This is a genomic window from Sphingobium sp. (genome assembly GCF_032153725.1).
Taxonomy (GTDB): Bacteria; Pseudomonadota; Alphaproteobacteria; order Sphingomonadales; family Sphingomonadaceae; genus Sphingobium.
The window spans coordinates 1-12,639 of sequence record NZ_JALDYQ010000030.1 but is presented as its reverse complement, the minus strand read 5'-3'; the positions used below and the strand labels follow the sequence as shown (position 1 = coordinate 12,639).

The window sequence follows — 12,639 nt, the reverse complement described above, 5'->3', positions numbered from 1 at the left end:
GGAAGGATGCTGGCATATAGCATGCATGCATACTATGCAATCGTGGAAGAGGATGAGGATGCAGAACCCACTGGCAATGTTGCTCGCGATCGAGGAGATCAAACGGCTGAAGGCACGCTATTTCCGCACCATGGATACCGGCGACTGGGATGGTTTTGCGTCCCTTTTCACGCAGGACGCCCATTTCGACGTGCGCGGCGCGCTGGAGGAAAAACCGGACCTGTCGGCCCTGGGCGATCCGATCCGGGGTCGCACGGCGATCGTCGATTATGTCCGCAGCGGCATTTCTCCGCTCACCAGCGCCCACTATGGGCATATGCCCGAAATCGAAATCCTGTCCGAAGACAGCGCGACCGGCATCTGGGCGCTGGACGACATATTGCGTCCGCCAGCGGGTGGCCCCTTCACGCTCTTCCGGGGCCATGGCCATTATCATGAGCGCTACAGCCGGATCGATGGCCGCTGGCATATTGCGGATCTTCGGATCACGCGGTTGATGGTTGAGTTGAACTGATGGAGTGGTTGGCCTGTTTCGGCCGGTAGAACAGGAAAGTCAGGCCAACCGCGACGAAGGTGGCGACATGCATCAATAGGGTCGGTGTGTAATTGCCGAACCGGTCGAACATGGCGCCTGCGAGCGGTGCGGCGGCGAACAGGAATGGAATCTTGAACAAATAGCACAGCCCCATGCCGAGTCCGATATTGGCCTGACCCATCCATTCCCCCATGGTCACGCCAAACAAGGTGATGATGCCGTTGCTGAACAGACCGATGGTAAAGGCAAGCAGGAGCAAAAGCGGCAGATTAGCGCCGGCGGCGATCAGGCCGAGCCATGGCACGATCTGGACAAGGGCCAGCAGCGCAAAGCTGCGGCCGCCGCCCAGCCGGTCCGAGAGCCAGCCGAAGAGGGGCGCGCCGATCAATCCCGCAAGACCGAAGACCGACAGGAGCAGGGAGGCCGAGCCAAGCGGTACGCCGCGGTCGGAAGCCAAGGCGACGAGATGGGTGACCATGGTGAGGCCGCCGGCGCTGAGCAGCCCGACGCCCAGCGTGAGAATGAGGAAGCGCGGCGCGCGGACGATCTGTGCCGCTGACAGGGCGGGCTCGACCCTGTCGGTGGTTTCAGATGTGCCGCCCGAAGCCTGTTGGCCGATCTGCGCAGGCCGATCAACAAGGAACCAGGCGAAGGGCAGCAGGCAAGTCAGCACGACGCCACTGCCCCAAAGGGCGCCCTGCAACCCGAACGCGATCAGCAGCGCTGCGCTCATCAACGGCAGCAGCGCGTTGCCCAAAGGGATGTTGATAATGCCCAGCGCCTTGCCGCGTCCGGCAACGAACCAGTTGGAAATGATCGCCGTACAGGGCACGACTCCCGCCAGCGCCAGTCCCGGACCTATCATCAGCGCATAAACGGCAAGAAAGAGCCGGATGTCATGCACCTGGGTCAGCAGGAAATAGCCGCTCGCGTTGAGGGTCAGGCCGATCATGATCAGCGTCCTGATGGACATTCTGCGCAGCAGGCCGCCGACCAGAGGCCCGATCAGCCCGAGCGATAGGGTCGTCATGCTGATGCCCATGGCGGCGAAGGCGCGGCTGGTGCCGAATTCCCGCTGAATGGCCTCGACCATCGCGCCATAGGCGGCGAAGTTGACGCCCAATGTGCAGTTCATGATCAGGAAGCATATTGCCACCATGCGCCAGCCGGCAAATGGCGTGATTCCAGCCATGTCGATCCTTTCTGCTATCCTTTGGGGTGCCGGTTGACGGCGGCCCCGTTTAAACAGTATGCATACATATGGTATTCTATGCAACAATATGGAGGGCGACATGAGCCACCCCCTGGGACAGCAGCCCGTTCGCCAGATCGCTTATTTCGTTCCCGACATTGTCGCGGCGGCCAAGGCGCATATGGCTGCCTTTGGTTCAGGTCCCTTCCATATCGCGGAGCATATTCCGCTCACGCTCAGCCTGCATCGCGGGCAGCCGGCCGAACTCGATCACAGTTCCGCCTATGGCCAGTGGGGCGAGGTGATGGTGGAATTTGTCCAGCAGAATAATGACGGCCCGTCGGTATTCCAGGATTTATATCCGCGAGGCGGGCAGGGCATGCACCATGTCGCGCTGATCGTGGACGACATCAAGGCAGCCATGCGGCATTTTGAAGAGGCGGGGCATGAAACGGCGCTCTACGCCGAAGTTGCGCCGGGTGTCGGCTTTGCAATGATGGATTGCGTCGATGCGCTGGGCCATTATGTGGAGCTTTACGAGCCCACGCCGCAGCTCTTGGCGGTTTATGATCTGGTCCGCGCTTCTGCCGAAAATTTCGACGGCGCCGATCCGATCCGCTATTTCGCCGTTGCTTGACGGACCTCTTCGTCAGTCCTCGACGGCTTGCGGATAGGCATTGACGAGCATTTCATTGGCGTGCCGCAACAATTCGGTCAGCTGGGCGACGCGTTCCTTGCCGAGACGGTCGTCCAGCAGTTCAGCCTGCTCTACGGTCGCCACACGCAATGGTTCACGCAGTGCGCGTCCTTTTGCCGTCAGATGGACCATGACGACCCGCCGGTCCGACTTGATTCGCCGGCGCTCGACAACGCCGACCCGTTCCAGCCGTGCCAGCGTCTGGCCGACGGTCGCCTTGCCGATGTCGAGGCGGCGGGCGAGATCGACCTGGGAAAGCGGCTCGTTGAACCAGAGTTCCCCCAGCACATAGGCTTGCGCCGGGGCGATACCCGTACCGCTGATCCTCGCCATATAGTCATTTTGCGCGAGGCGCGCGAACAGTTGCGCCTGATAGGCCAGGCTTTCCTTGAACAGGGGAAAGGGTGCTTCCTCCTCGATCGTCGATATGTTGGTCTTCTTACGAACATCCGTTTTTGAAGCGCCCACTGACCAAGCCCCGTTTGTTAAATTCATTCACTTCAGCGAAAGATTAGCGGTTGTGCGGCCTGAATGCCAGCCCTCAGCCGCTCTCAACTCCTCAAATGAGCCGTCGCTTTTGCCGCAATTTCACCCAATTCGGAAAGACTGGGATTGCGGCGCAGGGTCAGCCCGCCATTCACCTGCAAATTCTGACCGGTCATGAAACATTCGTCCGAAGCCAGCCAGACAACCGCTGCGGCAATATCATCCTTCGTCCCGATGCGGCCCAGGGGATATTCGCGTTCAAAGGCATGCAGCAGTTCCGGCACCTCGAACGTGCTGCCGGCCATCGGGGTTTCCGTCAGGCCCGGCGAAATGGAATTGGCACGGATTCCCTGCGCGCCATATTCATTGGCGACGGTACGGATGACATGGTCGATCCCTGCCTTCGTACCCATATAGGCGGCATGCTGGTCGAGCATGATCGTGGCGGTGGCGGATGAAATCTGGATGATCGAACCCCCTTTCCCCATAGTGCGAAGCATCGCCTGGATGAAGAAGAAGGGCCCCTTGAACTGGATGCCGAGCATCCTGTCGAGATCGGCCTCGGTCGTCTCATGGGTTGCCTTGAGCAGGCCCCAGCCGGTGGCATTGACGCCGATATCAAGCTTGCCGAAGCGTGCGAGGGCAAGGTCGGCGGCGGCATCCACCTCCGCCCTGGAGGTGATGTCGGCCAGCGCATAGGCGCCGTCCAGTTCCTTCGCCAGATCCCTCAGCGCCTCTTCATGCCGCCCGGCGACAACGACCCTGCATCCTTCCGCCGCCAGCCGACGCGCGATGACCTGGGCCATATTGTCCCTGCCCGCAGCGCCCAGGACCAATGCAACCTTGTCTTTGAGCCTCATCGTCGCTTCCTCTCCTGCTGCAAACTGGTTCTTATGCACATCATATGCTACCATCCTAATAAGCGATATGTACGCAGGACAGTCAAGCCGCGAATGGGCTTGACGTTTCCTCCGGGAAAGGCTTGCCTGATATCGTAAATAAGCATACCATATTGTAACATTCTAATAACGAGTCATGCTGGAGAGCAGAATGCGGATGGGTGACATCAGCTGTTTCAATCCGTTCGATCCCGAACATCTTTCCGTCCCGGCCAAAGGCTATGCGCTCATGCGCAGGGAAGCGCCAGTCTTCCGCCTGGATTTGCCAAGCCCGGCGCCCGTCTTCATCGCCACGCGCAAGGCCGATATCGAAGCGATCGCTCGCGACACCGCGACATTTTCCAGCAATCCCGTACCCTCCGTCTGGCGCTGGGGAGAGTTCGATCCGGAGATCGGGGAGATATTCGCGGAGTCGGGATATAAGGTCGTGCAGACATTGCAGGCGTCCGATCCGCCTCTTTCGCTCGTCTATCGCAAGATTGCGGAACAGGCCCTCAACCGCAAGAAGGTGACCGATCTGGCGCCGCAGATGGACGCCATCATCGACCGGCTGATGGCAGCGATCCCCGATGGCGAGCCGGTCAATTTCGTCGATGCCTTTTCCGTTCCCCTGCCACTGGAAGTGATCTGTCTGATCCTGGGCATGCCCTATCAGGATGCCGCTTTCCTCAAATTCTATTCCGACGAATTCACGCATCTGGTGGACCCGGTCCATCCGCTGCCCCGCGCGATCGAAGCCACGCGAACCGTGGTCAAAGGCTATCGCTATTTTGCCGGGATGATCGAGCGATTGCAGCGTGAGCCCCAAGATAATCTGACCAGCGCCATCGCCAACGCGGAAGTCGACGGGAAGCCGCTGTCGATGGAGGAGCGGCTCTCGATGGTCCATGTCCTCATCATCGCGGGCAATGAAACGACCCGAAACGCCCTGTCCTCCGCCATGTTCGTGCTGACGACGCGCCCCGACATCTGGGCGACGATCCAGGCCGAACCGGGCAGGATTCCCGATTTTGTCGAGGAAGTGCTGCGTGTCCATGCACCCGCCGCCACCACGCCGCGCACGGTCATGAAGGACACGATGCTGCATGGCGTCGAACTGCCGAAGGGGTCGACCATTTTCCTGATGTGGGCATCGGGCGGACAGGACGAGGAGACGTTCGACGCACCGATGACCTTCGACATGGACCGCAGGAACAAGCGAGCGCATGTCACCTTCGGCATGGGCGTGCACCATTGCCTTGGCAGCTTCCTCGCTCGCGCGGAAATGATCGCCGCGGTCAAAAGGTGGACGGAGGAATTCGCCAGCGTGTCGCTGGCCGTGCCGGCGGACCAGGTTCGGTATGATCCGGTGTTCGGATTCCATGCGCTGAGCAATCTGCCGGTTCGCATCACCCGCAAATAACAACAGGCCGGATCGGGCAGGGGAGACGGATATGACGATCGACTATGACATCATCGTGGTGGGTGGCGGCGGCGCGGGGATGACGGCGGCGCTGTTTGCTCATGCCGCAGGCGCTTCGGCGATCATATTGGAAGCGGACGACAAGCTGGGCGGCGCGACGCGATTGTCAGGCGGCGTGGTCTATGCTGCCGGGACCAGCGTGCAAAAGGCGATGGGGATCGAGGACAGTCCTCAGGCGATGTTCGATTACATCATGACGCTGAACGGCTGGCAGACGCGTCCCGATATCATCCGCCTCTTTGCCGAGCGCAGCGCCGCGACGGTCGAATGGCTGGTCAGTCTGGGCGCGGAATATCAATGGGTGGTGAAATCGGGCGTCGACACTGTGCCGCGCGGGCACTGTACGGTCGGCGCCGGGGACACGATCGGCCGCCTGCTGGTCAATGAAGTCGGCGCGAGAGGCATTGAAACCGCGCTCAAGACCCGGGTAGACCGTCTGCTCATGGAGGACGGGCGTGTCGTGGGCGTGCACGCGTCGGGCATGGACCTGCGCGCCCGCGCGGTCATCATTACCACCGGCGGCTTCGGCAACAGTCCGGGAATGCGCGCCAGATATTTTCCATCGGCAGCACAGCATGGCGATATCGTCTATTCCGTGCATAGCGACGCCCCGTTCATCCTGGGCGACGGCATCAAGCTGGGCGAACTGGTCGGAGCGCGCATCACCGGGCAGGATACGGGCCTGGTCCTGCCATCGGCCGGTCTTGTGCCCAATTCTGTGGAGGCATTCCTTCCACCCTGGTGCATGTTGGTCAATGATGAGGGGCGACGGTTCATGCCCGAAAACGCGCCCTATGCCGTTTCCGGTTATCTGATCAACGAACAGCCGGGCGCCCATGCCTGGGCGATCTTCGATGAAAAGACGCTGGTGGAAGGCAGCGCCGACAAACGCTTTTCCGACCCCTATCATACGGGCGAAGTGTCCCAGACCTGGGACGAGGATCTGATCCGCAAGCATGTGAAAAGCGGTCGTATACGCACGGCCGGAACGCTGGCCGGTCTGGCCGATCAGCTGGGCATCAATCGTCTGGCGCTGGACGAAACCGTCTCGCGCTATAATGCGGATGCCCATGCGGGCGTGGACCGCGAATGGGACAAGCAGGCGCCCAAATATTTTGCGATCGACAAGGCGCCTTTCTTCGCTGTGGAGGTGCGCGCCTCGGTGATCGGCCAGACGAGCGCAGGCCTGGATATCGACAGCCGGGGGCGTGTGCAGGACCGCAATGGCGTGGCGATTCCAGGCTTGTTCGCGGCTGGGGAGATATTGGGCTGCGTTCAGGGCAAACGCTATTCGGGCGGCGGCATGGGTGTCGGCAATGCGCTGACGTTCGGACGGTTGGCGGGCGAGGAAGCGGCAAAAGCCGTTCGCGCCTGACCGGCTGCATGGATTGACGGAGAGGAAGAATGTCGATTTCGGCGCGGCTGCTGCGTTCCCTGAATCTGACGGCCGTCAGATTATATGGCGAGGATACGGCCTATGCCTCCGACGAGGAGGCGATGCTTGCTTCGCTGAAGATATTGGAGACGCGGGAATTATGTGCCGACCGTCTTTTCAGCGGTTGGCGCGAACGGCTGCTTGGCCAGTTGGCGGCCCTGTCGGATCGGCTCAACCTCTCCGTTGCCGCACCCGATCTGTTTGCGCGGCTGGAGGCGATCATGGCCCGTCTGTCCTCCCCGCCGGACGATCCCGGCCAGTATGAGGCCGTGCAGCAGGCGATCATGCGCGACTGGTCGCTGCTGGTGGAAGCCCTCGCATCCGATCCGCGCGTTTCCGCTGCGGATCGGATGCGGATCGTTTTCGAGACGGCGGACGCGGAACTGGCCCGGATAGACGAACTGTGCGGCGGCCTTTTGCCTGACGGACAGCAGGCGGACACGGCCATCACGCCCGATCGGCTGCAACGCTATCTGGCTGACCGGTTTGCCGACAACAGCATCCGCCTGTCCGATTTTCGGCCACTACCCGGGGGTTATGGCAAGGAAACGATCCTCTTCGCGGCGGAAGGCGCGGCGCTTGCCGGGGCCTTCGTCATGCGGCGGGACCGGGACGAGCCGACCATGGACAATGACTGTCATCGCGTGGCGAAGGAATTTCCAGTCATTCGTGCCGCTTTCGACCACGGCTTTCCCGCGCCCGAAGCGCTGTGGGTCGACACGGATCACAAGCTGCTGCCCGGCGGCGACTTTCTGATCATGACACGCGCGCCGGGGACGAGCGGAGGCAGCGTCCATGGCGCAAGTGGCGTGGTTGATGCCGCGCTGGTCACCTTGCTGGCCGGGAGCGTGGCGCGGCTGCATCAACTGCCGCCCATGCGCGAATTGGGCGACCTGACCAACGGCATCGCATCGGGCCTGTGGGACTTGCCCATAGCGGAGGTGACGCGGCGCTATATCGGATCGATCCGCGATCTCTATCTTCAGGAGATGGCGATGCCGTCGCCCGCGGTGCTGGCGCTGTACGGATGGCTGCTCGACAACATACCGGACGCGCCGGGCCGTCCGGTGTTGCTGCACGGCGATATCGGCTTTCACAATTTCATCGTCGATGATGGCCGGCTGAGCGCCGTTGTCGATTGGGAATTCGCGCATATCGGCGATCCGGCCGACGATGTGGGCTATGTACGTAACACGGCTGGCGCTTCGCTGGACTGGGGGGAGTTCATGGCCGCCTATCGCGCGGCGGGCGGCCCGGAACTGGAAGAAGAGCGGGTGCGGTTCTTCCAGATATGGGGGCATGTCCGCAATTTGACGGCCAGTCAGCTCACCACCAACTGTTTCGAGGCGGGCCGGTTGGCCGAATTGAAGCTCGGCCATGTCGGGCATTCGATGATGGCCGGCTTCCTGCGGCCGATCCGCGACATGATGGGGGGCTGATGGAATCAGTCCCGCCAGGGATCGACCATGATCTTGGCGGCGTGGGACCCGCTGCGCAGCGCCTCGAACCGCTCGGGTAACGCGGACAGCGGGATCGTTTCTCCAACCAGAGCGCGTGGTTCCACCCCCCCGGCATCCAGCGTTTCCACGCATTGCAGGAAATCGGCATGCCCATAGGCGACGCTGAAGCGCAGGGTGATGTCCTTGAACATCGCGACGGCTGGCATGATCGTGTCGGGGCGGATGCAGCCACCCAGCGTCAGCACCGTGCCGCCGTTGCGGACAAGCATGATCGATTGCTGGATTGCACCCGCTGCCCCGGCGCCTTCGATCACCACGTCCGGCGGGCCACCCAGAGCGCGGTTCAGCTGTTCGGGCAGATCGTCGCCCACGGTGAGGAAATCGTCCGCGCCCATCGCCGCGGCCAGCCCTTCGTTGCGGCGCGTCCGGGCGATCATGGCGATCGGCCCTGCGCCCAGCCGCCTCGCCCAATAGGCGGCCGAGGCCCCGATCGCGCCCGCGCCCAATATGGCGACGCGAAGGTCCGCGCCAAGACCGGGAAGCCGCCGCACGCCGCGCAGCGCGGAGGCCAGCGGCTCCACCAGTGCCCCATCCTCGAAACCGAGCGCTTCGGGCAGGCGAATGGCCTGGCGCGTGTCGATCAGCGTATATTCGCCATAGCCGCCCGCGAGCGATTCCAGTGAGGCGCAATGCAACGGCATGTCGGCAAGACACGCCGGACATTCGCCGCAGCCCGCCATGGGAAGGGCCGTGATCCGGTCGCCGACCTTCACCTGGGCCACGCCGGGGCCGACCTCCACCACTTCGCCCGCATATTCATGGCCCAGGGCAGTGCCGCAGGGCACGTCGAAGGCGCTGCCGCTGGTCATGTGCAGGTCTGACCCGCAAATACCGCATCGATGCACCCGAATGACTGCCCGATTGGGACCGGGGTGCGGGATGGGGCGATCCTCGATCGACAGGGGTTGGCCCGCGCCGACAAAAATTGCGCTTTTCATCCTTTCCCGAATCCTCTTTCCATCATAAGGTAAGTTAACATACAATATGCTATGCTGCCAATGGGCGGCTGACAAGGAGAGAAGCGTGTCCGAAGCTCATCGCGTACCCCTCAGCTATGCCGATGTCGATGCGGGCTGGGTCACATCCGCCCTGCGCGACGCCTGGCCCGGCGTGACCGTGTCGCGGGTCGAGCGCGGCCCTGTCTTCGGATACAAGCAGAACAAGTTCCGCATCAGCGTCGACTATGCGGAGGGCGGCGAGGGCAGGCCGCGGACTTTCATCGTCAAGGGTAATTTCCCCGGCGAGAATGATCCGTCGACGGGATCGGCATGGGCGATGGCGAACGAATTGCGTTCGATCCGTGACGTCGCGCCGCTGGTTGCCGCGCCTGCCGGGCCGCAATGGCATCATATCGGCATTACCGAAGAGGCGTCCGCCATCATCATGGAGGATTTGACGCCCACCGGCGCCACCTTCTTCCACGCATTCCATACGCTCGATCTGGGGCAGGCGATGGCGTTCATGGACGCCTTTGCCCGGATGCATGCCAGCGCCTGGGACAGTCCCATTTTCGCGGCGGGCGGGGCAATGGGGCCGGGCACCCTGGCCCATGAGAACCGGCGACTGGTCAATGATGTCTATTTCCCGACCTTTTTCACTCCGGAAAATTGGCAATCCTATGTCGAACTGCCGCGCGGCCGGGCGCTCCCCGCGCGGTTTCAGAATCTCGATCGTGCAAAGGACGCTTGGGGACGTCTATGGGCGATCATGCCGCAGACCGCGATGGTCGTCATCCATGGCGACGAACATCTGGGTAACCTGTATGTCACAGGATCTGGCGAGCCGGGACTGATCGACTGGGTGGCGCGGCCGGAACATTGGCCGATCGGTCTTTCCTATTTTCTCCTCTGCGCGCTCGACATTGCGGACCGGCGCATGTGGGAGCGGGCCTTGCTGTCCCATTATCTCACACGGCTGCGCCATTATGGCGCGGACGATGTCCCTTCCTTCGAGGAAGCCTGGTTCTTCTACCGCTGCGCGGCCTTCTACCCGGTCGTGACCTGGCTCAACAACAGCGCGGTCTGGCAGCCGGAAGCGATCAACACCGCCAATGCCGTGCGCGCGGCGACGGCCGCGCTGGACCATGACTCCTATGGACTGCTCGGCCTATAGATGGGGAGCATTCGCACACTTGCGCGATATGGTGCATCAATATATGATATGCTATAATACCAAATGAGAGGATTTTTATGGGCGCTTCCATCGAAGCCATCAAAACCGCATTCGAAGCGGAAAGCGATCATGACAGTCCAGTGACCGCTGCGCATCAGGTGCCGACATCCTACAAGGCGATCACGGGCGAGTGGTTGACCGCCGTGCTGTGCAAGGATGTTCCGGGCGGTGCGGTCACGGATTTCCATTTCGATGCGCGCGACGATGGATCGTCCAATCGCCGCCGGATTTTCCTGAGCTATAATGAAGCAGCGCAGGCGGCGGACCTGCCCGCCACCGTATTTTGCAAGGCGGCTGAAACGCTGGAGAACCGCATCGTTCTGGGCGTGTCCGATACGGCACAGGCCGAGGCGGATTTCTACAATCTCGTCCGGCCGCGCATCGATTTCGAGGCGCCGCACCCCCGTTTCGCACGTTTCGATCCCGATAGCTTCGCCTATTTCATCATGATGGATGATATGGCGGGCAAGGTGCATTTCCCCGATGAGCGGACCACCTTGACGCGTCCGCAGGCGGAGGGGCTGGTGACTACGCTGGCGAACCTGCACTCCCGCTTTTACGACAGTCCTGAACTGGGAACGGAAAGCCTGCCGTTCAAGCACTGGCCGCGCTGGTGGCGCGACATGATGACCGGGGCGCCGGACTTTCCCGATTTTTGCGACAAGGGGTTCGAGGCGGCGTCCTCGGTCCTCCCGGACGGGCTGCTGCGCCGTCGCGGCGAGATTTGGGAGGCGACGGAAAAGTCCGTTGCGCGGCATCTGGAACTCCCCCGCACGCTGATCCATAGCGATGTGCATTTCAAGAACTGGTATATCACGCCGGACGACCGCATGGGTCTGGCGGACTGGCAATTGACCACCATCGGCCATTGGAGCCGCGACTTCATCTTCTCCACCCTGACCTCGCTCACGGTCGAGCAGCGCCGGGATTGGCTGGAGGATTTGCTGCGCCTCTATCTGGATCTGATGGCGGCCAGAGGCGTGCCGGCGATCGGATTCGATGAAGCGTTGCGCAATGTTCGCCAGCAGATGTTCACGGCCTTCGCCTTCTGGACGATCACGATGCGGCCGACGGGCGACATGCCGGCGATGCAGCCTGAGCATACGACGATCGAATTCCTGCGGCGGATGGGCACTGCGATTGACGATTACAGCGCGCTCGATGCGTTTTGATTGAATAAGGGAGAGTGAAGTGATGGCGGGAAAATTGGCTGGCCGCATTGCGGTGGTGACGGGTGGATCACGCGGGCAGGGGGAAGCGACGGCACGTCTGTTCGCGTCCGAAGGCGCAAGGATTGTCATCGCCGATATGCTGGAACAGGAAGGGCGGGCGGTCGCGGACAGCCTTGGCGAAGCGGGCCTGTTTGCGAAGCTTGACGTTTCGGACGAGGACCAGTGGTTGGCGCTGGACGCGGCGGTGAAGGCGCGCTGGGGAGAGGCCGCGGACATATTGGTGAACAATGCCGGCGTCGTGCATCCCGCGTCGATCCTCGATCTGACCAAGGCGGATTTCGAACGCGTGCTTCGGATCAACCTGATCGGCGCATGGCTGGGGATCAAGACGCTGGCGCCCGGCATGATCGCCAAGGGCAAGGGCGCCATCGTCAACATCGTGTCCTCTTCCGGCCTTTGGGGCATGAACGGCCTCAGCGCCTATTCCTCCAGCAAATGGGCGTTGCGCGGCATCACGAAGACGGCCGCCATGGAATTGGGGCATAAGGGCGTGCGGGTGAATGCCCTTTTCCCCGGTGGCATCAACACCGTGATGGGCAACGTCACCAATGAAGAGGTGTCGGAACTGGCGAAATATTATGTCGGCCAGCCGATCCAGCGCATTGGCGAACCGGAGGAGGTTGCGCGCACCAGCCTGTTCCTGGCGAGCGATGACGCCTCCTATATCTGCGGGGCGGAACTTGCCGTGGACGGCGGCATGACGGTGGGGGTGTACACGCCGTTCCTTCCCGGCGCTCCGGGCGCCTGATGAACTTTGGGGCGGCCGTTGCGATGGCCGCCCCTCTCATGATCACCCAAGGCGGCTATGAACGCCGGTGAGCGGCGCGAGCCCGGCGGCGTATCTTAGCGGGTCAGTGCTTCGAGGGAGTGTCGCGCCATCGCGGCAATGCGCATGACCCGATCCTGGCTGTGGACCATGACCCGGACCGAAGCGGTGCCATCCTGCGCGCGCTTTAGGCTGTAGTGACGATTTAATCATTTGAGCCATAGCATGATGCTTGCGAGCTTG

At 62.0% G+C, this 12,639-nt stretch carries 12 protein-coding genes; 8 read left to right on the top strand and 4 right to left on the bottom strand.

Annotation, left to right across the window (positions count from 1 at the left end; translation table 11 throughout):
• The first annotated feature begins 58 nt into the window (after positions 1 to 58).
• Positions 59 to 514 carry a nuclear transport factor 2 family protein gene (locus tag RUH75_RS11505; protein WP_313805952.1) on the top strand — a complete coding sequence of 152 codons (456 nt, stop codon included), beginning with the start codon at positions 59 to 61 and terminating at the stop codon, positions 512 to 514.
• On the opposite strand, the gene RUH75_RS11500 is transcribed toward RUH75_RS11505, so the two are convergent.
• Positions 486 to 1,727 (bottom strand): MFS transporter, encoded by a 1,242-nt coding sequence (locus RUH75_RS11500; RefSeq protein WP_313805950.1) that lies wholly within the window; start codon positions 1,725 to 1,727, stop codon positions 486 to 488. The genes RUH75_RS11505 and RUH75_RS11500 overlap by 29 nt on opposite strands.
• Before the next feature lie 100 nt (positions 1,728 to 1,827).
• On the opposite strand from RUH75_RS11500, the gene RUH75_RS11495 reads away from it, so the two are divergent.
• A complete protein-coding gene (locus tag RUH75_RS11495) occupies positions 1,828 to 2,364 on the top strand; it encodes a VOC family protein (RefSeq protein ID WP_313805948.1) in 537 nt (178 codons plus the stop codon).
• A 12-nt stretch (positions 2,365 to 2,376) separates the two neighbouring features.
• Here RUH75_RS11495 and RUH75_RS11490 read toward each other — a convergent pair whose 3' ends face one another.
• Both RUH75_RS11490 and RUH75_RS11485 read right to left on the bottom strand, forming a co-directional pair.
• Positions 2,377 to 2,892, bottom strand: coding sequence for a MarR family transcriptional regulator (locus tag RUH75_RS11490; protein WP_313805946.1), 516 nt, complete (start codon positions 2,890 to 2,892; stop codon positions 2,377 to 2,379).
• Positions 2,893 to 2,975: 83 nt separating this feature from the next.
• Positions 2,976 to 3,770, bottom strand: coding sequence for an SDR family oxidoreductase (locus RUH75_RS11485; RefSeq protein ID WP_313805945.1), 795 nt, complete (start codon positions 3,768 to 3,770; stop codon positions 2,976 to 2,978).
• Between the two features lie 196 nt (positions 3,771 to 3,966).
• Between RUH75_RS11485 and RUH75_RS11480 the strand changes: the two genes are divergently transcribed.
• Genes RUH75_RS11480 through RUH75_RS11470 form a run of 3 tightly spaced genes read left to right on the top strand, consistent with a single transcriptional unit; the run spans position 3,967 to position 8,145 of the window.
• Entirely contained in the window at positions 3,967 to 5,211 is a 1,245-nt protein-coding gene (locus tag RUH75_RS11480) for a cytochrome P450 (RefSeq protein WP_313805943.1), read from the top strand.
• A 31-nt stretch (positions 5,212 to 5,242) separates the two neighbouring features.
• Positions 5,243 to 6,646 (top strand): FAD-dependent oxidoreductase, encoded by a 1,404-nt coding sequence (locus tag RUH75_RS11475; RefSeq protein ID WP_313805941.1) that lies wholly within the window; start codon positions 5,243 to 5,245, stop codon positions 6,644 to 6,646.
• A gap of 29 nt (positions 6,647 to 6,675) precedes the next feature.
• On the top strand, positions 6,676 to 8,145 hold the full coding sequence (locus tag RUH75_RS11470) for a phosphotransferase family protein (protein ID WP_313805939.1): 1,470 nt from the start codon (positions 6,676 to 6,678) through the stop codon (positions 8,143 to 8,145).
• A gap of 5 nt (positions 8,146 to 8,150) precedes the next feature.
• On the opposite strand, the gene RUH75_RS11465 is transcribed toward RUH75_RS11470, so the two are convergent.
• Positions 8,151 to 9,164 (bottom strand): alcohol dehydrogenase catalytic domain-containing protein, encoded by a 1,014-nt coding sequence (locus RUH75_RS11465; protein ID WP_313805937.1) that lies wholly within the window; start codon positions 9,162 to 9,164, stop codon positions 8,151 to 8,153.
• Positions 9,165 to 9,249: 85 nt separating this feature from the next.
• Here RUH75_RS11465 and RUH75_RS11460 point away from each other — a divergent pair, with 85 nt between their 5' ends.
• From RUH75_RS11460 to RUH75_RS11450, 3 genes are all read left to right on the top strand, one after another.
• Complete coding sequence (locus RUH75_RS11460; RefSeq protein WP_313805935.1) at positions 9,250 to 10,338, top strand: phosphotransferase; 1,089 nt, start codon at positions 9,250 to 9,252, stop codon at positions 10,336 to 10,338.
• Between the two features lie 77 nt (positions 10,339 to 10,415).
• Positions 10,416 to 11,570 (top strand): aminoglycoside phosphotransferase family protein, encoded by a 1,155-nt coding sequence (locus tag RUH75_RS11455; RefSeq protein WP_313805933.1) that lies wholly within the window; start codon positions 10,416 to 10,418, stop codon positions 11,568 to 11,570.
• Between the two features lie 22 nt (positions 11,571 to 11,592).
• Entirely contained in the window at positions 11,593 to 12,378 is a 786-nt protein-coding gene (locus tag RUH75_RS11450) for an SDR family NAD(P)-dependent oxidoreductase (RefSeq protein ID WP_313805931.1), read from the top strand.
• The last annotated feature ends 261 nt before the right edge of the window (positions 12,379 to 12,639 follow it).

Bases quoted from the DNA above. Each gene is read 5' to 3' on its own strand.
- RUH75_RS11465 (WP_313805937.1), bottom strand. From the start codon at position 9,164: ATGAAAAGCGCAATTTTTGTCGGCGCGGGCCAACCCCTGTCGATCGAG.
- RUH75_RS11480 (WP_313805943.1), top strand. From the start codon at position 3,967: ATGGGTGACATCAGCTGTTTCAATCCGTTCGATCCCGAACATCTTTCC.
- RUH75_RS11470 (WP_313805939.1), top strand. From the start codon at position 6,676: ATGTCGATTTCGGCGCGGCTGCTGCGTTCCCTGAATCTGACGGCCGTC.
- RUH75_RS11455 (WP_313805933.1), top strand. From the start codon at position 10,416: ATGGGCGCTTCCATCGAAGCCATCAAAACCGCATTCGAAGCGGAAAGC.
- RUH75_RS11450 (WP_313805931.1), top strand. From the start codon at position 11,593: ATGGCGGGAAAATTGGCTGGCCGCATTGCGGTGGTGACGGGTGGATCA.
- RUH75_RS11505 (WP_313805952.1), top strand. From the start codon at position 59: ATGCAGAACCCACTGGCAATGTTGCTCGCGATCGAGGAGATCAAACGG.
- RUH75_RS11500 (WP_313805950.1), bottom strand. From the start codon at position 1,727: ATGGCTGGAATCACGCCATTTGCCGGCTGGCGCATGGTGGCAATATGC.
- RUH75_RS11485 (WP_313805945.1), bottom strand. From the start codon at position 3,770: ATGAGGCTCAAAGACAAGGTTGCATTGGTCCTGGGCGCTGCGGGCAGG.
- RUH75_RS11495 (WP_313805948.1), top strand. From the start codon at position 1,828: ATGAGCCACCCCCTGGGACAGCAGCCCGTTCGCCAGATCGCTTATTTC.
- RUH75_RS11475 (WP_313805941.1), top strand. From the start codon at position 5,243: ATGACGATCGACTATGACATCATCGTGGTGGGTGGCGGCGGCGCGGGG.